17 protein-coding genes are annotated in these 18206 nt (G+C 75.4%); 9 read left to right on the forward strand and 8 right to left on the reverse strand.

Annotation, left to right across the window (positions count from 1 at the left end):
• The first annotated feature begins 78 nt into the window (after window positions 1-78).
• From ACIQFX_RS14240 to ACIQFX_RS14250, 3 genes are all read left to right on the forward strand, one after another.
• Window positions 79-2916, forward strand: a complete 2838-nt coding sequence (locus ACIQFX_RS14240) for a DEAD/DEAH box helicase (RefSeq protein ID WP_402462357.1) — start codon at window positions 79-81, stop codon at window positions 2914-2916.
• Window positions 2913-4178, forward strand: coding sequence for an SWIM zinc finger family protein (locus ACIQFX_RS14245; RefSeq protein ID WP_402462360.1), 1266 nt, complete (start codon window positions 2913-2915; stop codon window positions 4176-4178). Before ACIQFX_RS14240 ends, ACIQFX_RS14245 begins: the two co-directional genes overlap by 4 nt.
• Before the next feature lie 128 nt (window positions 4179-4306).
• Window positions 4307-5092, forward strand: a complete 786-nt coding sequence (locus ACIQFX_RS14250; protein ID WP_402462363.1) for a chaplin — start codon at window positions 4307-4309, stop codon at window positions 5090-5092.
• 47 nt (window positions 5093-5139) lie between these two features.
• On the opposite strand, the gene ACIQFX_RS14255 is transcribed toward ACIQFX_RS14250, so the two are convergent.
• From ACIQFX_RS14255 to ACIQFX_RS14265, 3 genes are all read right to left on the reverse strand, one after another.
• Entirely contained in the window at window positions 5140-5829 is a 690-nt protein-coding gene (locus ACIQFX_RS14255; protein ID WP_402462366.1) for a DUF2293 domain-containing protein, read from the reverse strand.
• A 25-nt stretch (window positions 5830-5854) separates the two neighbouring features.
• Window positions 5855-6313, reverse strand: coding sequence for a hypothetical protein (locus ACIQFX_RS14260; RefSeq protein ID WP_402462369.1), 459 nt, complete (start codon window positions 6311-6313; stop codon window positions 5855-5857).
• A 68-nt stretch (window positions 6314-6381) separates the two neighbouring features.
• Entirely contained in the window at window positions 6382-7593 is a 1212-nt protein-coding gene (locus ACIQFX_RS14265) for a pyridoxal phosphate-dependent aminotransferase (protein WP_402462372.1), read from the reverse strand.
• Window positions 7594-7687: 94 nt separating this feature from the next.
• On the opposite strand from ACIQFX_RS14265, the gene ACIQFX_RS14270 reads away from it, so the two are divergent.
• Window positions 7688-8338, forward strand: a complete 651-nt coding sequence (locus ACIQFX_RS14270; RefSeq protein WP_402462375.1) for a winged helix-turn-helix transcriptional regulator — start codon at window positions 7688-7690, stop codon at window positions 8336-8338.
• A 101-nt stretch (window positions 8339-8439) separates the two neighbouring features.
• Here the strand turns inward: ACIQFX_RS14270 and ACIQFX_RS14275 are convergent, their stop codons facing one another.
• Together ACIQFX_RS14275 and ACIQFX_RS14280 are read right to left on the reverse strand one after the other, a co-directional pair.
• Window positions 8440-8820, reverse strand: coding sequence for a MerR family transcriptional regulator (locus ACIQFX_RS14275; protein ID WP_402462851.1), 381 nt, complete (start codon window positions 8818-8820; stop codon window positions 8440-8442).
• A 26-nt stretch (window positions 8821-8846) separates the two neighbouring features.
• Entirely contained in the window at window positions 8847-9599 is a 753-nt protein-coding gene (locus tag ACIQFX_RS14280; protein ID WP_402462377.1) for an SDR family NAD(P)-dependent oxidoreductase, read from the reverse strand.
• Between the two features lie 75 nt (window positions 9600-9674).
• On the opposite strand from ACIQFX_RS14280, the gene ACIQFX_RS14285 reads away from it, so the two are divergent.
• Window positions 9675-10325 (forward strand): uridine kinase, encoded by a 651-nt coding sequence (locus ACIQFX_RS14285; RefSeq protein ID WP_402462854.1) that lies wholly within the window; start codon window positions 9675-9677, stop codon window positions 10323-10325.
• Between the two features lie 30 nt (window positions 10326-10355).
• On the opposite strand, the gene ACIQFX_RS14290 is transcribed toward ACIQFX_RS14285, so the two are convergent.
• Window positions 10356-11279 (reverse strand): carbohydrate kinase family protein, encoded by a 924-nt coding sequence (locus ACIQFX_RS14290; protein WP_402462380.1) that lies wholly within the window; start codon window positions 11277-11279, stop codon window positions 10356-10358.
• Window positions 11276-12205, reverse strand: a complete 930-nt coding sequence (locus ACIQFX_RS14295) for a pseudouridine-5'-phosphate glycosidase (protein ID WP_402462383.1) — start codon at window positions 12203-12205, stop codon at window positions 11276-11278. Before ACIQFX_RS14295 ends, ACIQFX_RS14290 begins: the two co-directional genes overlap by 4 nt.
• A gap of 274 nt (window positions 12206-12479) precedes the next feature.
• On the opposite strand from ACIQFX_RS14295, the gene ACIQFX_RS14300 reads away from it, so the two are divergent.
• From ACIQFX_RS14300 to ACIQFX_RS14315, 4 genes are all read left to right on the forward strand, one after another.
• Complete coding sequence (locus ACIQFX_RS14300) at window positions 12480-12836, forward strand: cupin domain-containing protein (protein WP_402462386.1); 357 nt, start codon at window positions 12480-12482, stop codon at window positions 12834-12836.
• Between the two features lie 286 nt (window positions 12837-13122).
• A complete protein-coding gene (locus ACIQFX_RS14305; protein ID WP_402462389.1) occupies window positions 13123-14463 on the forward strand; it encodes a discoidin domain-containing protein in 1341 nt (446 codons plus the stop codon).
• Entirely contained in the window at window positions 14463-15800 is a 1338-nt protein-coding gene (locus tag ACIQFX_RS14310; protein ID WP_402462392.1) for an MFS transporter, read from the forward strand. The genes ACIQFX_RS14305 and ACIQFX_RS14310 overlap by 1 nt, the downstream gene beginning before the upstream one ends.
• A 3-nt stretch (window positions 15801-15803) precedes the next feature.
• Window positions 15804-16796 (forward strand): TolB family protein, encoded by a 993-nt coding sequence (locus tag ACIQFX_RS14315; RefSeq protein ID WP_402462395.1) that lies wholly within the window; start codon window positions 15804-15806, stop codon window positions 16794-16796.
• Between the two features lie 122 nt (window positions 16797-16918).
• Here ACIQFX_RS14315 and ACIQFX_RS14320 read toward each other — a convergent pair whose 3' ends face one another.
• Window positions 16919-18205, reverse strand: coding sequence for an MFS transporter (locus ACIQFX_RS14320; protein ID WP_402462398.1), 1287 nt, complete (start codon window positions 18203-18205; stop codon window positions 16919-16921).
• Window position 18206: the final 1 nt, after the last annotated feature.

Genomic DNA, 18206 nt, shown 5'->3' on the forward strand with positions numbered 1-18206 from the left:
ACGGTCGTTGTCAGACCCCACCCGTAAGGTCGGAGGTCCGGTAGGGATCGCGACGCGCAGCGGGAGGAGGGCAGAGCCGTGGCACACAGCTGGGCGACCAGTGCCGCCGTCTTCCTGCCGGCGGCACTTCCCCGCGAGGGCCGGATCGCCTTCTGGGCGCCGGACGGCGGCGCGCCGCCCGAGGCCGCGGAGAGCGGCGCCGAGCGCGTCGAGCTGACCGTCGCCCGCCGGCACGGCGGCGGTGCCCGGGGGAGGGCCGTGCCCGCGGTCACCCTGCCGATCGAGGCCGCCCTGCCCCATCTCGTGGTGGCCCGGCACCATCCGGCGGCCCACCCCGCCACCGCCGGCTGGGGCGCCGCCGCCCTGCACGCCCTGCACCTGGCCGCCCGCGGCAGACTCCTGCCGGGACTCACCGCGGACGACCTGGACGCCTGGCGGGCCGGCCCGCTGGACGCCGACGACATCGCCCATCTGCGGGCCGTCGCGGCGGCCCTGCCGTACGAGGCGTACGCCGTGCCCGTCCCCGGGCGCGGCGCGCTGAGGCTGCCCGAGCCGGAGGCCCTCGTGCGCGCCTTCCTCGACGCGGTCGCCGACACCCTGCCCCGCACCCCGGCCGCCGCCCACGCGGTCGGGGCGCCGTTCGCGGCCCGCGCGCCCCAGCACCTGCCCCGCGCGCGTGCCTGGGCGGCCGAGGCGGCGGCCGGGATGGACGCGGGCGTGCGCGTCTCGCTCCGCCTGGACTTCTCGGGGTACGAGCTCTTCGACATCGCGGCCGGCGAGGACGGCGACGAGCGGCACGCGGCCGCCGCGATCCTCCAGATCCACAGCCTCGCCGACCCCACCCTCGTGATCGACGCCACCGACCTGTGGGCGGGCGACGGCGAGCACTTCGGTGCCCGCGCCCGCATCGACGCCGTCCTCGCGCTGCGCCGGGCCGCCCGCGTCTGGTCCCCGCTCGCCCGCCTCATGGAGCGGGACGTGCCCGACGTCCTCGCGGTGACCGAGAACGAGCTGTACGAGCTGCTGGGCCCGGCCGCCGCCCGGCTCGCCGATGCCGGGGTCGCCCTCCACTGGCCGCGCGAGCTCGCCCGCTCGCTCAGCGCCTCCGCCGTCGTCCGGCCGGCCCTCGCCGCGCCCGGCTCCGCGACCGACGGCACCTCCTTCTTCGACAGCGAGGAGCTCCTGCGCTTCAACTGGCAGCTCGCCCTCGACGGCGATCCGCTCACCGAGCGCGAGATGGACCTGCTCGCCGAGTCCCACCGGCCCATCGTGCGCCTCCGCGACCAGTGGGTCGTCGTCGACCCCGCCCTCGTCCGCAAGGCCCGCAAGCGGGAACTCGGCCTGCTCGAACCGGTCGACGCCCTGTCCGTCGCGCTCACCGGCACCGCCGAGGTCGACGGCGAGACCGTCCCCGCCGTCCCGGTCGGCGCGCTCGCCGCCCTCCGCGACCGGCTGCTCGCCGGCCCCGAGGACGTCCAGGCCCCGCCCGGCCTCACCGCCACCCTGCGCGACTACCAGCTGCGCGGCCTCGCCTGGCTCGACCTGATGACCTCGCTCGGTCTCGGCGGCTGCCTCGCCGACGACATGGGCCTCGGCAAGACCGTCACCCTCATCGCACTCCACCTGCGCCGGGCCCGCCGCGCCCCCACCCTCGTCGTCTGCCCTGCCTCGCTGCTCGGCAACTGGCAGCGGGAGGTGCGGAAGTTCGCCCCCGACGTGCCCGTCCGGCGGTTCCACGGCGCCGACCGCGACCTCGCCGGAACCGAGGGCGGCTTCGTCCTCACCACCTACGGCACCCTGCGCACCAGCGCCGCCGAACTGGCCGGGCGGGAATGGGGGATGGTCGTCGCCGACGAGGCGCAGCACGTCAAGAACCCGTTCTCCGCGACGGCCAAGGCGCTGCGGGAGATCCCCGCCCCCGCGCGCGTCGCGCTGACCGGCACTCCGGTCGAGAACAACCTCTCCGAACTCTGGGCGCTCCTCGACTGGACCACCCCCGGACTCCTGGGGCCGCTCAAGGCCTTCCGGGCCCGCCACGCCAGGGCCGTGGAGAACCACGAGGAGATCGAGCACGAGGAGGCCGTCGAGCGGCTCGCCCGGCTCGTGCGGCCCTTCCTCCTGCGCCGCCGCAAGTCCGATCCCGGCATCGTGCCCGAACTCCCGCCCAAGACGGAGTCCGACCACCCCGTCGCCCTCACCCGTGAGCAGGCCTCGCTGTACGAGGCGGTCGTCCGCGAGACCATGGCGCAGATCGAGGAGGCCGAGGGCATGGCCCGCCGAGGCCTCGTCATGAAGCTGCTGACCTCCCTCAAGCAGATCTGCAACCACCCCGCCCAGTACCTCAAGGAGCAGGCCCCGCGCGGCAGCGGCACGGCCCGGCTCGCCGGCCGCTCGGGGAAGCTCGCCCTGCTCGACGAACTCCTCGACACGATCCTCGCCGAGGACGGCTCCGTGCTCGTCTTCACCCAGTACGTGTCGATGGCGCGGCTCCTCGCCGACCACCTGGCCGCACGGGGCATCCCGGCCCAACTGCTGCACGGCGGAACCCCGGTGGCCGAGCGGGAGCGGATGGTCGACCGCTTCCAGGCCGGCGAGGTCCCCGTCTTCCTGCTCTCCCTCAAGGCCGCGGGCACCGGCCTCAACCTCACCCGGGCCGGCCACGTCGTGCACTACGACCGCTGGTGGAACCCGGCCGTCGAGGAGCAGGCGACCGACCGCGCCTACCGCATCGGGCAGACCCAGCCGGTGCAGGTGCACCGGCTCGTCGCCGAGGGCACGGTCGAGGACCGCATCGCCGAGATGCTCCGCGCCAAGCGGGCCCTGGCCGACGCCGTCCTCGGCTCCGGCGAGGCCGCCCTCACCGAACTGACCGACCGCGAACTGGCCGACCTGGTGTCCCTGAGGAGACCCGCGTGAACCACGCACGGGGCGCGCGCGGAGCCGCCCCCCGCCACGACGACCGCCGCCGCAGCTTCCCGCAGCTCGCACCCCGCGCGGCGCCCGACGGCGGGTTCGCCGCCACCTGGTGGGGGAACGCCTGGGTCGACGCACTGGAGGACACCGCGCTCGACGCGGCCCGCCTCTCCCGCGGCAAGGCCTACGCCGGGCGCGGACACGTCGACGCGATCACGGTCACCCCCGGCCGGGTCGTCGCCTACGTCCACGGCAGCCGGCCCCGCCCGTACCGCACCGAGATCCGGATGCGGACGCTCGGCGACGACGGCTGGGAGCGGTTCCTCGACGAGGCCACCGCCCGCCCCGACCACATCGCGGCCCTCCTCGACAAGGACGTTCCGCACGCCCTGGAGGCGGTCGCCGGACTGCTGCCCGCGCCGGGGGACCTCGTCCCCGACTGCTCCTGCCCCGACGACGGTTACCCCTGCAAGCACGCCGCCGCCCTCTGCTACCAGGCGGCCCGGCTCCTCGACGAGGACCCGTTCGTCCTCTTCCTGATGCGCGGCCGCGGCGAGCAGGAGCTGCTCGCCGAACTCACCCGGCGCAACGCGGCGGTGTCCGCCGCCGAGACCTCCGCCGCCGCGCCGCCGATGCCCACGGTCCTCGCCCGGACCGTGCTCGCCCCGGACGCCGGGCTGCCGCCGCTGCCGCCCGAACTGCCGGTCCCGGACCGGCCCGGCCGCCCGGCCGTCTTCCCGCCGGACCCGCACGCCCCCGACCCGCTCGCCCTCGACCTCCTCGCCACCGAGGCAGCCGCCCGCGCCCACGTCTTCCTCGCCACCGGCCACGACCCGGTCGCCGCGCTCACCCCCTGGCAGGACGCGGTCCGGCTGGCCGCCGCGCACCCCGGTTCCGGGCTCACCGCCTCGACCCGGGCGCTCTACCGCGACCTGGCGCACGCGCTCGACCGCACCCCCACCGACCTGGCGCGCGCCGTCGCGGCCTGGCGGCAGGGCGGCGCCGCGGGGCTCGTCGTCCTGGAGGAGCCGTGGGACCCGCCGGCCGGCCCGTTCGACCGCGCCAGACCCGCGCTGCTCGCCGCCGACTTCCCCGCCTTCCGCCCCTGGCGCAACCGGCTCTCCACCGAGTTCTTGCAGCTCCGCCTGGGCAGGGACGGCCTCTGGTACGGCTACGAGTCGGACGCCGGCCGCGAGGACTGGTGGCCGCGCGGCGCCCCCGACCCTGACCCGGTCGGGACCCTCACCGACCTGCTCGGGCGATGATCGGACACGTGGACGGAATCACACTCGATGGAGTGAAACCCGTCAACGGCCGGATCCGGCACACCCGTTTGTCGCGTTGATTCCGGTACGGGCACTCGCCCGTGTACACCTCCGGAAGGCAGGAAGCCATGAGGCAGATTCGCCGAAGTGGTCTGGCCACACTGTTGGTCACGGGTGGGGCGCTCGCGCTCTCGGCGGGCGCCGCGCACGCCGACTCCGGCGCGCAGGGCGCCGCGGTCGGTTCGCCGGGCGTCGGCTCCGGCAACGCGGTTCAGCTGCCGGTGCACGTGCCGGTCAACGTCTGCGGGAACACGGTCAACGTCGTCGGACTGCTCAACCCGGCCTTCGGGAACCGCTGTGCCAACCACTCCGCCGCGCCGGACGGTTACGGCTCGGACGAGGGTGGCGGCCGTGCCCACAAGGACATGCCCGGCACCCCGCGCGGCGGGGAGCAGGCCGGCGGCTCGCACACCGGCGGCGGTTCCTCCGGCGGCGGCTCCTCCAACGGCGGCGGCTCCACCGCCGAGGGCAGCGCCACGGGTTCGCCCGGCGTCCTCTCCGGGAACGGCCTGCAGCTCCCCGTCGACCTGCCCGTGAACCTGAGCGGCAACTCGGTCAACGTGGTCGGCATCGGCAACCCGGTCTTCGGCAACACCTCGGTCAACGGCCCCGGCAAGCCCGCGCAGCCGATCGAGGTCCCGACGCCGCGCCCGCAGACCCCCGTCCGGAACGTGCCGGTCCCGCAGGCCGAGACCGAGGCCCCCGCCCCGGCGCCGCAGGGGGAGACGAGTTCGGTGGCGCTGGCCTCCACCGGTGCGGACACCATCGGGTACGCCGCCCCCGCGAGCGCCGCGCTGCTGCTCGGCGGCGCCCTGCTGTACCGTCGCGCGCGCCGGTCCGCGGACCAGGCCTGAGGGTCCGCTCCCCACGGTCCGGCCGCCGCGCGCTGACACCCGAGCCGTCAGCCGCGTCCCCGGGCGCGCGCGTCCCCGTCGCCGCGACGCCAGGCCCGGAGCACCGCCTCGATGGCGGGAGCGACCCTCGTCCGGGCCTGGTGCCGGGGAACCCCCTGCATCAGCAGGGTGTCGTACGGGGTGTCGACGTGCCGTACGGACGCGCGCACCGCGGCGGTGACGGCGCCGCGGTCGAGCGAGCGGCCCGCGGCCGTGCGCCCGACCCGTCCGCTGCCCTTCGCCGACGCGTGGACGGCGATCTCCGTGACGCGGTCCTCCGGGCAGGACGGGAAGAGGCGCCGGATCTCCGCGCCGAGGAGCGCGGTGACCTCGGCGTCGCGCGCCGCGCGCCGTACCGCGTCCCGGGCCCGCCGCCGGGCCCGCGCGTCGGCGTCCGCCAGGCAGGCGAGCTCCGCCCGGGCGAGCGCGGCCTCCTCGACGAGCAGGCCCTGGCGCTCGTACCGCGTGCGGCGCCGGTTGTGGCGGACGACCACGGCCCAGAGGCCGCTGCCCTCGCGGGCGCGCCGGGTGAGGGCCGTGTCGCCGCGGCGGAGGAAGACCAGGTGGCCGAGGTCGGCGCAGTCCAGGCAGACCGGCGCGTTGAACTCGACGATCATCCGCTCCAGCGGTCCCTGCCGGCACTCCGAGCAGCGGCGGCGCTTGAGCGGTTCGACGACGACGGGTGCCACGAGGTCCATGGCCGGTCCTCCCTCCGGTACCCGCTCAGCGGACGCCGGGCGCGGCGGCGGCGATGAACGTGGCGAGTGCTTCCTTCGCCTGCTCCGAGCGGCGGGCGCGGTCCGCCTCGTCGACGGCCTCGTGCATGCAGTGGGAGTCGACGAAGGCCGCCTCGGCCAGCCGGCGGACCTCCGGGTCGTCGCACACCAGCTGGACGCGGAAGAGGGCCTGCCGGGCGGCGGTGCGCTGCCGGTAGGAGGCGTGCCGGGACTCCTCCGCCTCCTCGGAGCCGGGCTGTTGGAGCGTCCGGAACCAGCGGTCGTTCTGGCTGTGCCGGTAGTCGACGACCGCGCCCGCGAAGGCGCTGTAGGTCGCGATCCGTTCCTGCCTGAGCTGCTCGGTGCGCGCGAGCGCGGCCGTGCGCTCGGTGGCCCTCCCCTGGAACCAGTGGGTGAAGACGACACCCAACAGGGTTCCCGCCACGGCTATCAGCGCCGCATCCATGACCGGCCGCCCTCCCGATTCCCTCGGCCTGCAGACCCGTAGATCATGACAGTCCGAGGGGCCGGGCGTCACTGCCGGTAGCTGCTCAGGAAGCGGCCGATGCGGCTGATCGCGGCGTCCAGGTCGTCGGCGTACGGCAGGGTCAGGATGCGGAAGTGGTCCGGGCGCGGCCAGTTGAAGCCGGTGCCCTGGACGACCTGGATCTTCTCCCGCAGGAGCAGGTCGAGGACGAACTTCTCGTCGTCGTGGATCCGGTGCACGGCGGGGTCGAGTCGCGGGAAGGCGTACAGCGCTCCCTTCGGCTTCACGCACGAGACGCCGGGGATCTCGTTGAGCTTCTCCCAGGCGCGGTCGCGCTGTTCGCGCAGCCGGCCGCCCGGTGCGGTCAGCTCGTGGATCGACTGCCGGCCGCCGAGCGCGGCCTGGATGGCGTACTGGGCGGGGGCGTTGGGGCAGAGCCGCATGGAGGCCAGCATGGTGAGGCCCTCCAGGTAGTTCCTGGCGTGCTGCTTGGGGCCGCTGACGACCAGCCAGCCGGAGCGGAAGCCCGCCACCCGGTAGGTCTTGGAGAGCCCGCCGAAGGTGAGGACGACCAGGTCGGGGGCGAGGGAGGCGGCCGGGTGGTGGACGGCGCCGTCGTAGACGATCTGGTCGTAGATCTCGTCGGCGAGGACCATCAGGCCGTGGCGCCGGGCGAGTTCGAAGATGCCGTCCAGGACCTCCTTCGGGTAGACGGCACCGGTGGGGTTGTTCGGGTTGATGACGACGATCGCCTTGGTGCGGTCGGTGATCTTCGACGCCATGTCGCCGAGGTCCGGGTACCAGTCGGCGGCCTCGTCGCACAGGTAGTGCACGGGCCTGCCGCCCGCGAGCGTGGTCACCGCCGTCCACAGCGGGTAGTCCGGAGCGGGTACGAGGACCTCGTCGCCGTCCTCCAGGAGGGCCTGGACGGCCATCGAGATCAGCTCGGACACGCCGTTGCCGAGGAAGACGTCGTCGACGTCCACGTCGGGCAGGCCCATGGACTGGTAGCGCTGGGCGACCGCGCGGCGGGCGGAGAGGATGCCGCGGGAGTCGGTGTAGCCGTGGGCCTTGGGGAGCATCCGGATCATGTCCTGGACGATCTCCTCCGGAGCCTCGAAGCCGAAGAGCGCCGGGTTGCCGGTGTTCAGGCGCAGGACGCTGTGGCCCGCCTCCTCCAGCGCGTTGGCGTGCTCGATCACCGGGCCGCGGATCTCGTAGCAGACCTCGTTCAGTTTGCTCGACTGCCGGAACTCCATGTCGGATCTCCCCAAGGTCCCCGTCGGTTTCGTGTTGCTTGGTTTTACCAAGTTCGAGCTTGGAAAGTCCAACAACATGTCTAGACTGCGTCGCATGCCACGTCAGCCACGCCGCCGCAGCTACGACCAGCACTGCGCCGCCGCGCGCGCCCTCGACCTCGTCGGCGACCGCTGGACCCTGCTCGTCGTCCGCGAACTCCTCGCCGGGCCGCGCCGCTACACCGACCTCCACGCCGATCTGCCCGGCGTCAGCACCGACATGCTCGCCGGCCGCCTCAAGGACATGGAGGGCGCCGAACTCGTCACCCGGCGCAGGCTGCCCCCGCCCGCCTCGGCGTACGTCTACGAACTCACCCCGCGCGGCCGGGACCTGCTGCCCGTGCTGCGCGCCCTCGCCGCCTGGGGTGCCCCCGACCTCGGCGAACCCCGGCCGACCGACGCCGTCCGCGCCCACTGGTACGCCGTCCCGCTCCTCGGAGCGCTCGCCGAACTGGGCGAAGGCGTCGTCCAAGTGAGCCTGGACGAAGGCCAGTTCCACGTGCGGATCGGTGCCGACGGCAGTACGGCGTACGGCGACGGCGCGTACGGCGACGGTGCCGCGGAACTCCCCGACGCCCGGCTGGCGACCGACACGGCGACCTGCCGGGCCCTGGCCGGAGGCGAGCTGACCCTCGCCGAGGCGGTCGCGTCCGGGCGCGCCACCCTCGAACGGACCGCCGCGGCGGCCGGGACGCGCGCGAGCTGACCGCCGCCCCGCGCCGAGGCCTGCGCGGCGGTCGGGAGTGCGGCCGGAGCACGGTCGGAAGCGCGCTCGGGCGTGCGGTCAGGCGTGCGCCGGGCGTGCGGTCAGGACCGCGGTCGGGTGGGTGCGCCCTCCGGTGCCGGAGCCGCCGCGAGGGCCGCCGCGAGGCGGTCGCGCGCCGCGGTCTGCGCGGCGATCCGGGCGTCGAGGACGGCCAGCCGCTCGCGGGCGATCTCCAGGCCGCGGGCGGACGGAGGGGCCGCGGAGACGTCCCCGTCGAGGCAGGAGCGGAAAGCGGACACGTCGTCCAGGGTGAGCCCGGCGGCGAGGAGGTACCGGATGTTCGCCACCCGGGCGACGGCACCCTCCTCGTACACCCGGTACCCGTTGGCCGCGCGGGCCGAAGCGATCAGGCCCGCCGTCTCGTAGTGCCGCAGCGCACGGGCCGACGCCCCGGTCCGCCGGGCCAGTTCGCCGATGCGCAAGGGCGCCACCTCCTCGCGCAGTCGTATCACGCGACCAGCGCGCCCCCGTCGACGGGCAGGACGGTGCCGGTCACGAAGGCGGCGCCGGGCGCGGCGAGCGCGGTGATCGCCCAGGCGACCTCCTCGGGGCCGCCGATCCGGCCCATCGGGGTGTGCGCGAGCTGCCACGCCCGCAGGGCCGCCCGCCGCTCGGGCGAGAGCCCCATGTGGTCCGCGATCGGGGTCTCGATCGCGCCGGGGGCGACGGCCACCACCCGGACGCCGTCCGGCGCCAGCTCCACCGCCCAGCAGCGGGTCAGGGTCTCCAGGGCGCTCTTGGTCGCCGGGTAGAAGGAGTTGGCGGGCCAGCCGCGCCGGCCGATCGCCGTCGTCACGTTCACCACCACGCCCCGGGACTCCCGGAGCGCCGGAACGGCGGCCTGGGTGAGCAGCGCGGGGGCGACGAGGTTCGTCTCCAGGAGCGGGGTCGTCACGGCGCGGTCGAGGGTGCCGAGCGGGCCGCCGGCGGAGACTCCGGCGTTGTTGACGAGGACGTCGAGGCGGCCGTGGGAGGCGAGGGCGGCCCGCACGATCTCCTCGGCGGCCCCCTCGGCCGTGACGTCGGCGACGAGCGGGTGGATCCCCGCGTGTCCCGCGGCGGCCTCCTTCAGCGGTTCCTCCCGGCGTCCGACGGCGACGACCGTCGCCCCCTGCCCGGCGAAGGCCCGCGCGGTGGCCCGGCCGATGCCGGTGCCCGCGCCCGTGACGACGACGACCCTGGTGGGTGTGGTGGTGTCCATGCCTGCGAGGGTCGAACAGTGACGCCAGTGGCAAGGTCAAGCGGTGACGTGCGGACGACGGGCAGGATGAGCGGGATGCGATACGAGGCGATCACCTGGGACCGGCTGGCCGAGACCCTCGCCGGGCACGTCGACCGGGCCACCCCCGGAGACGGCGGCGAGTGGCTCAAGGTCGGCATCGACGGGCCGCCCGCCGCGCCCGGCGGCGAGCTGGCGGGCCTGCTCGCCGAGGCGCTGCGGGCACGCGGGCGCTCCGTCCACGTGGTGGGGACCGGGGGCTTCCTGCGGCCCGCTTCCCTCCGGTACGAGTACGGGAAGCGGGACCCCGACGCGTACTTCGACGGCTGGGTCGACACCGGGGCCCTGTGGCGGGAGGTCTTCGGCCCGCTGGGACCGGACGGCACCGGCCGGGTGCTGCCGGACCTGTGGGACCCGGTCAGGGACCGGGCGACCCGCAGCCCCTACGTCACGCTGCCGCCCGGCGGTGTGCTCGTGGTGCACGGGCCGTTCCTCCTCGGCCACTGGTTCCCCTTCGACCTCGCCGTGCACCTCCGGCTGTCGCCCGCCGCCCTTGCCCGGCGCACCGAGGAGCAGTGGACCCTTCCCGCCTTCGCCCGTTACGAGGCCGAGGTCGACCCCGCGAGTGCCGCCGACGCGGTCGTGCGCGCCGACGACCCCCGCCACCCGGCCTGGACAGGTCTCGGCGGTGGCCGGGGGCAGGGGTGACCGGCCGCCCCCCTACGGGCTCTACGGGTCCTACGGACCTTGGGGGTCCGGAGGTCTGCCGCCCACGAGGGTGACAGCCTCCGCGCCCGCGCGGCAGCCCGCCTCGGCGGCTCGTGCGGGGTCCGCGCCGGAGAGCAGGGCCGCGAGGAAGGCCCCGGTGAAGGCGTCGCCCGCGCCCGTCGAGTCGACGCGGCGCGCCGGCGGCACCAGGGGCGCCGCCACGTGTGCCGTGACCGCGCCGCCCTCGGCGACCAGGGCGCCGGCGGCGCCCAGGGTGACCACGACCAGGGGGAAGCGCCGGCTCAACTCCGCGGCGGCGGAATCGGGTTCGGCGCACCCGGTGAGTACCCCGGCCTCGTCGGCGTTGGGCAGCAGGACCCCGGCGTCCTCCGCCGCGGCCAGGAACCGGTCCGCGCCGAGCCGGTGGAGGAACCCCGCCGAGGCGGGATCGACGCTCACCGGGATGCCCGCCCCACGCGCGTCCCGCAGCGCGCGCAGGGCCGTCTCGCGGCTCGGGGCGGCGAAGAACAGGTAACCGGAGAGGTGCAGTCGGGCCACCCCGTCGAGCAGCCCGGCGGTCCAGTCGGCGGGGGAGAGGCGGAGCGCGGCGCCGCTGTCGGTCAGGAAGGTGCGCTCCGCGGTCGCGTCGACGAGCGAGATCACCGTGGCCGTGGCGGTCTCCGCGTCGGGGACCAGGAGGGGGCGGACCCCCGCCCGCCGCAGCGCCCGGTCGTGCCAGTCGGCCGCGTCCGTGCCCACCCGGCCGAGCAGCCGCACCTCCCGGTGGCCGGAACGCGCCGCCCAGCAGGCCGCGTTGGCGCCGGCGCCGCCCGGGAGGGTCCGGATCTCCGCTGCCGTGTCCGTCGCGGGCGCGAGGGGCGTCCGGTGCCGGGCGACGACGTCCGTGACCACGTCCCCGACGACGAGGAGCGCGCCTCCGGAAGGGGGCGTCACCGGGTGGCCGGGCCGCGCGTCCCCGCGCCGTACGCTCCCGCGATGTCCGCCGCGAGCCGCACGTTGCCCCGGACCGCCGCGAGGTTCGCCTCCAGGGAGGCCCCTTCCGTGTGGACCGTGAGGTACTCGAGCAGGAAGGGCGTCACCGCCTGGCCCGTGATCCCCTTCTCCTTCGCCGCTTCGAGGCCGTCCGCCAGCACCCGGTCGTGGAGCGCGGGGTCCAGTTGCTCGGTGACCGGGACCGGGTTGGCCACGACGAGGGCCGCCGCGGGTCCGCCGAGCGCGTCCTGGGACCGGAGGACCGCCGCCACCTCCTCCGGGGTCCGCAGGGTCCAGTCGACGGGCTCGCCGGAGGAGGAGAGGTAGAAGCCGGGGAAGCGGTCCGTGCCGTAGCCGACGACCGTCACCCCCAGCGTCTCCAGGCGCTGGAGCGTCGCGGGCACGTCGAGGATCGACTTGACCCCGGCGCACACGACGGTGATCCCGACCCGGGCGAGCAGCCGCAGGTCGGCGGACTCGTCCTGGGTCTCGCTCCACTCCCGGTGCACGCCGCCGAGGCCGCCGGTGGCGAACACCCGTATCCCGGCGGCGTGGGCGAGCCAGGCGGTCGCCGAGACCGTCGTCGCTCCCGTGACGCCGGCCGCCAGGGCCGGGGCCAGGTCGCGGTGCCCCAGCTTCCGTACGGCCGGGTCCTCGGCGATCCGGGTCAGGGCCGCGCGGTCCAGGCCCACTCTGGCCGTGCCGTCGACGACCGCGATGGTGGCGGGGACGGCGCCCCCGGCGCGTACGAGCTCCTCCAGCTCCACCGCCACGGCGAGGTTGCGCGGGCGCGGCAGGCCGTGGGCGATGATCGTCGATTCGAGCGCGACGACGGGGCGGCCCTCGTGGAGCGCTTCCCGTACCTCTTCGGACACCTGTGTGGACATGTCCCATTCCTTGGCGCGCCCGCGGGCCCCGCAAACCTCGTGGGCGACCTCTCGCCACGGCCCGGACGGTGCCTGCGGAATCCGTCACGGGGCGGCCCGGGTGATCGCCGGGGAGCCCGCCGCGCCCGCCGGGCGCCGCGCCGGAGGGCCGGTACGGATTTCGTCGCCGGTTCCGGATTCGGGCATCGGGCCTGGTGGGAGGCGAAGCGGAGCGTGTAATTCCAGCAGGTCCCGGGCGTGGGGCGGTCCCGGACCCCCGCTACAGTCACCGCCCATGACGACACACGACCTGCCTTCCTTCGCCGTGCACATCCCCGACGCCGAGCTCGAAGCGGAGCCGCTGGACCCCGGCCAGATCGTCTCCGGCACGCCCGAGGTGACCGGCAAGGTACTGTGGGAGTCGGCCGACGGCAAGCAGCTGCGCGGCATCTGGCAGATCACCCCCGGCGTCGTGACCGACACCGAGGCCAACGAGCTCTTCGTGGTGGTCTCCGGCCGCGCGACGGTCGCCGTCGAGGACGGCGAGACGCTGGAGATCGGGCCCGGCGACGCCTGCGTGTTCCGCGAGGGCGACCGGACGACCTGGACCGTGCACGAGACCCTCCGCAAGGCTTACCACATCAGCCTCTGAAGTCCCGGGGGCCGCGGGGGAGTTCGAGAGTCTGGTAGGAAACCTTCCTATCCGCTAGCATCCCCGGCGGCGGCTTGGCGCGGCGCCCGATCCCCGGGCGTGACGCGCTCAGCGAGAGCTCTGACCCGGCCGCCGAGCACCACCCCACCGCGTGGCGCCCGAATCGCCACCGGCCGGTCGCCCGCGCCCGCACCCCCGCGGCGCGGGCACCGGCCCGCGCGGCGGGCCGTGGTGCGCCGCACCGGTGTCCAGCTCTCGCCACCCCCTCAGGCCAGGGAGCCCAGGTATGCGCCTGTACGCCTCCGCCCCACCCCACCGCCCCACCACCCGCCTCCCCTTCGTCCTCACCGCCGTCCTGCTCCTCGTCGGCGGGCTCCTGCTCGCCCTCCCGGACCGCGCCGGAGCCGCGGCCGACTCCCTGATCTCCCAGGGACGGCCCGCCACCTCCTCCTCCGTCGAGGACTCCACCTTCGGCCCGGAGAAGGCCTTCGACGGCGTCTCCACCACCCGCTGGGCCAGCACCGAGGGCGTCGACCCGCAGTGGATCAAGGTCGACCTCGGCCCCTCCTCGACCGTCTCCCGCGTCAAGCTCGTCTGGGAGGTCGCCTACGCCAAGGCCTACCGCGTCGAGATATCCGCCGACGGCACCACGTGGACCCGCCTCGCCACCGAGACCGCCGGCAACGGCGGCACCGACGACTGGACCGGCCTCACCGGCACCGGCCGCTACCTGCGCGTCTACGGGACCGCCCGCGGCACCTCGTACGGCTACTCGCTCTACACGGTCGAGGTCTACGGCACCACGTCCACCACGCCCCCGCCCGGCGGCGCCTTCACCGTCGTCGCGGCCGGCGACATCGCCGCCCAGTGCACGGCCTCCAGCAGCTCCTGCGCCCACCCCAAGACCGCGGCGCTGGCCCAGCGGATCGCGCCGTCCTTCTACCTGACGATGGGCGACAACCAGTACGACGACGCCCTCCTCTCCGACTTCCGCGCCTACTACGACAAGTCCTGGGGCGCCTTCAAGGCCAAGACCCGGCCCGTCCCCGGCAACCACGAGACCTACGACCCGGCCGGCCCGCTCGCCGGCTACAAGTCGTACTTCGGCGCCGTCGCCTACCCGCAGGGCAAGCCCTACTACAGCTACGACCAGGGCAACTGGCACTTCGTCGCCCTCGACTCCAACTCCTTCGACGACGCCGCGCAGATCCAGTGGCTCAAGGACGACCTCGCGCGGAACACCAAGGGCTGCATCGCCGCCTACTTCCACCACCCGCTGTACTCCTCCGGCGGCCACGGCAACGACCCGGTCTCCAAGCCCGTCTGGCAGATCCTGTACGGCGCCAAGGCCGACCTCGTCCTCAACGGACACGACCACCACTACGAGCGCTTCGCCCCGCAGGACCCCAACGGGCGGGCCACCGCCGACGGCATCGTCGAGATCGTCGGCGGCATGGGCGGCGCCGAGCCCTACGACATCGAGACCGTCCAGCCCAACAGCCAGAAGCGGATCAGCGGTCCGTACGGCGTCCTGAAGCTGGACCTCACCGACACCACCTACACCTGGCAGTACGTCGGCACCGACGACCAGGTCAAGGACTCCGGCCCGACCTACACCTGCCACTGATGTACCTCGCGACCACCGGTCGCCGCGACGCGCCGCCCACCCCCTCGGGGGTCCGGCGGCGCGTCCCGGGCACCGTCCTCGCCCTCGGCGCGGTCAGCCTCGTCACCGACGTCTCCTCCGAGATGGTGACCGCCGTCCTGCCGCTCTACCTGGTCCTCGGACTCGGCCTGTCCCCCCTCCAGTTCGGGCTGCTCGACGGCCTGTCCACCGGCGCCACCGCCCTCGTACGCCTCCTCGGCGGCGCCACCGCCGACCGCGGCGGCCGCCACAAACTGATCGCCGGACTCGGCTACGCCCTCTCCGCCTGCTCCCGCCTCGGCCTCCTCCTCGCGGGCGGCGCGACCGGCTGGATCGCCACCTCGCTCGCCGCCGACCGGCTCGGCAAGGGCGTCCGCACCGCCCCGCGCGACGCGCTCATCACCCTGCACAGCCCACCGGAGGACCTGGGCCGCGCGTTCGGCACGCACCGTGCCATGGACACCACCGGCGCGCTCCTCGGCCCCCTCGCCGCGTTCGCCCTCCTCACGGCGACGGCCGACGCGTACGAGACCGTCTTCGCCGTCAGCTTCAGCGTCGGCGCGTTCGGCGTCCTGCTCTGGCTGCTCCTGGTCCCGGGGCGACGGGGGAGCGGACCGGTGGCCCCGCCAGCGGCCCGCGCGCCGGTCCCGCCACCTGCCCGCGAGCCGGCCGACGAGGCGGCACGGCGCCCGGCCCCTCCCCGCGCGCGTGGCGGGCTCCTCGCCGCGACGCGCTCACCCGCGTACCGGCGGATCGTGCTCTGCGCCGGCCTCCTCGGGGCCGCCACCGTCGGCGACGCCTTCCTCTACCTGCTGCTCCAGCAGCGGCTGGACCTCGACGCGACCTGGTTCCCCTTCCTGCCGCTCGGCGCGGCCGCCGTCTACCTGCTGCTCGCCGTCCCTGCCGGACGCCTCGCCGATCGCACCGGGCGGCGCCGGCCGCTCCTGTACGGCCACGGCGCGCTGCTCCTCGCCTACGGGCTGCTCCTGGCCCCCGTGCCCGGCGGCGCGGCCCTCGTCGGCGTCCTCCTGCTGCTCGGGATCTTCTACGCCGCCACCGACGGCGTCCTGATGGCCCTGGCCGGCCCCTTCCTCGCCGAGGGGCGGCAGGCCGGCGGGCTCGCGCTCGTCCAGACCGTCCAGGCGCTCGCCCGGTTCGTCGCCGCCGTCGCCTTCGGCGCCGTCTGGACGGCGAGCGGCCCCGAGACCGCCCTCGCGGCCGCGCTCGCCGCCCTCGCGGCGGCCCTGTGCTGCGCCGCCCGCCTGCTGCCCAGGACCCCGGCGGCCCCCGCCGCCGCCACGGCCCTCCGAGAGGACTGACCCATGAACGCACCGACCGGCGCCCGCCTCTCCGCACGCGCGCGCGTGGGCATCCTCGTCCTCGCCCTCCTCCTGCTCGGCGGCGGGGCCACGGCCTACACCCTGCGCGCGGCCTCGGGGCGGCAGGCCGCGGCCGCCGGCACCCCCGACACCGGCTTCACCCTCGACGGCGCGGCGGCGCTCTACGCCCGGGACACCGCAAGCGGGCGCATCGCGCGCGTGGACCCGTCCGCACCCGGCGGACGAGTGGTCGGCGGCCCCTCCTGCGACCGCTTCCACGCGGCCGGCCCCACCGTCGTGTGCCTCCGGAAGAGGCCCGGCGTCCCGGCCCGCTCGTACGTCCTCGTCCTCGACCGGCGCCTGCGCGAACTGCGCCGCATCGCCCTGCCGGGCATCCCCAGCCGGGCCCGGGTCTCCGCCTCCGGCCGGATGCTGTCCTGGACGATGTTCGCGACCGGCGACTCCTACGCGCGCTCGTCCTTCTCCACCCGCACCTCGATCCTCGACCTGCGCACCGGCTACCTGGTGAAGAACATCGAGCAGATCCCGCTCACCCTCGGCGGCCGCCGGTACTACGCCCCGGACGTCAACTACTGGGGCGTCACCTTCGCCGCCGACGACAACCGCTTCTACGCCACCGTGTCGACCGGCGGCCGCACCCACCTCGTCGAGGGCGACATGCGGTCCTGGTCGGCGCGGGCGCTCCGGGAGAACACCGAATGCCCGTCGCTCTCCCCGGACGGCACCCGGATCGCCTTCAAGAAGCGGGTCTCGGACGGCCCGCGCGAGCCGTGGCGGCTGTACGTGTACGACTTGCGCTCCGGCCGCGAACACCCCGTCGCAGAGCGGCGCGGCATCGACGACCAGGCCCTCTGGACGGACGGGGACACCCTCGCGTACGGCTACGGGGGAGCGGTCTGGTCGGTCCCGGCCGACGGCACGGGCACGCCCCGCCGCCTGGCGCCGGGGGCCTCGTCCCCGGCGGCCCCGCACTGACCGGCCTCGACCGCGCCGGCCGGCCGGACTGCCCTGACCGGCCGGCGCTCGGCCGGTCCGCGGGTGTCGGCCGGTCCGGGTGGTGTCGGTCGGCCTGCGGGTGTCGGCCGGTCCGGGTGGTGTCAGGCCTTGCGGACGGCGGACAGGACCGCGAGGGCGGCCATGGGCAGGAGCAGGCACGCGGCGATGGCGTTCAGCGGCCCGTAGCCGGCCTGCGAGACGATCAGGCCCGCCGCGAGCCCGCCCAGACCGGCGGCGGCGTTCATGATGGTGTCGGACAGGCCCTGGACGGCCGCCCGCGCGTCCTGCGGCACCGAGTCGGTGAGCAGCGCGGAGCCGGACACGAGCCCCGCCGACCAGCCGAGGCCGAGGATGAAGAGGCCCGCGGCGGTCTGGCCGTGACTCGACCCCGAGGTGCCGGCGACGAGCGCCGCGGCACCGAGGAGCCCGACGGCGAGTCCGATGACCGACAGCCGGCCGAGCCGGTCCGACAGCCAGCCCATCACGGGCGAGAAGGCGTACATGCCCGCGATGTGGCCGCTGATGACCAGCCCGATCAGCCGGATGTCGGCGCCGTGGTGGGTGAGCGCCACCGGGGTCATCGACATGATCGACACCATCGCGGTGTGCGAGGCGGCGACGGTGACCAGGGCGAGGCGGGCCTTCGGCGACTCCCGTACCGCGCGCATGCCGGCGCGCAGCGAACGCCCTTCCGCGGCCTTCGCCGGGTCGGCGGGGCTCAGCGCGCGGGCGGTGAGGAGCGGGTCGGGCCGCAGCAGCAGGGCCACCAGGACCGCGGCGACGACGAAGACGCCGGCGGCCCAGAGGAAGGGGCCCGCCGTGGCCGGGATGCCCAGGCCGGAGACGCTCTTCCCGGCCGGCGCGGCGATGTTCGGGCCGAGCACCGCGCCGATGGTCGTCGCCCACACGACGGTGGAGATGGCCCGGGCCCTGCGGTCCGGTTCGGCCAGGTCGGCGGCGGCGAAACGGGCCGCCAGGTTCGCCGAGGACCCCGCCCCGAAGCCGACGAGGCCGGCGAGCAGCAGCGGGAAGCTGTCGACGACCGCCCCGAGCACCGCGACCCCGGCGCCGACGGCTCCGATGAGGTACGCGAGGACGAGCCCGGCCCGGCGCCCGCGCGCGGCCATCAGGGAGGCCAGCGGCATGGCGAGCAGGGCGGGTCCGGCGACGGTGGCCGTCGACGCGAGGCCGGACAGGGCCTCGGAGCCGCTGACGTCCCTGGCCAGCACGGCGGCGAGCGCGACGCCGGTGGCGATGCCCAGGCCGCCGAGGATCTGGGTGCCGATCAGCACGGCCTGGATCCGGCGGCGCAGGGCCGGCAGGTCGGCCTCGGCGACGGGTATGTGCTCGGGCAGAGTGGCGTCAGGAGCATCGGAGGTGTGAGTCACT

The sequence above is a fragment of the Streptomyces sp. NPDC093089 genome (genome assembly GCF_044754405.1).
Classification (GTDB): Bacteria; Actinomycetota; Actinomycetes; order Streptomycetales; family Streptomycetaceae; genus Streptomyces.

What these genes read in the sequence shown, in the direction of transcription:
- ACIQFX_RS14280 (WP_402462377.1), bottom strand. Translation starts at nt 9,599, where the DNA reads ATGGACACCACCACACCCACCAGGGTCGTCGTCGTCACGGGCGCGGGC.
- ACIQFX_RS14285 (WP_402462854.1), top strand. Translation starts at nt 9,675, where the DNA reads ATGCGATACGAGGCGATCACCTGGGACCGGCTGGCCGAGACCCTCGCC.
- ACIQFX_RS14265 (WP_402462372.1), bottom strand. Translation starts at nt 7,593, where the DNA reads ATGGAGTTCCGGCAGTCGAGCAAACTGAACGAGGTCTGCTACGAGATC.
- ACIQFX_RS14270 (WP_402462375.1), top strand. Translation starts at nt 7,688, where the DNA reads ATGCCACGTCAGCCACGCCGCCGCAGCTACGACCAGCACTGCGCCGCC.
- ACIQFX_RS14305 (WP_402462389.1), top strand. Translation starts at nt 13,123, where the DNA reads ATGCGCCTGTACGCCTCCGCCCCACCCCACCGCCCCACCACCCGCCTC.
- ACIQFX_RS14260 (WP_402462369.1), bottom strand. Translation starts at nt 6,313, where the DNA reads ATGGATGCGGCGCTGATAGCCGTGGCGGGAACCCTGTTGGGTGTCGTC.
- ACIQFX_RS14250 (WP_402462363.1), top strand. Translation starts at nt 4,307, where the DNA reads ATGAGGCAGATTCGCCGAAGTGGTCTGGCCACACTGTTGGTCACGGGT.
- ACIQFX_RS14315 (WP_402462395.1), top strand. Translation starts at nt 15,804, where the DNA reads ATGAACGCACCGACCGGCGCCCGCCTCTCCGCACGCGCGCGCGTGGGC.
- ACIQFX_RS14310 (WP_402462392.1), top strand. Translation starts at nt 14,463, where the DNA reads ATGTACCTCGCGACCACCGGTCGCCGCGACGCGCCGCCCACCCCCTCG.
- ACIQFX_RS14295 (WP_402462383.1), bottom strand. Translation starts at nt 12,205, where the DNA reads ATGTCCACACAGGTGTCCGAAGAGGTACGGGAAGCGCTCCACGAGGGC.
- ACIQFX_RS14255 (WP_402462366.1), bottom strand. Translation starts at nt 5,829, where the DNA reads ATGGACCTCGTGGCACCCGTCGTCGTCGAACCGCTCAAGCGCCGCCGC.
- ACIQFX_RS14300 (WP_402462386.1), top strand. Translation starts at nt 12,480, where the DNA reads ATGACGACACACGACCTGCCTTCCTTCGCCGTGCACATCCCCGACGCC.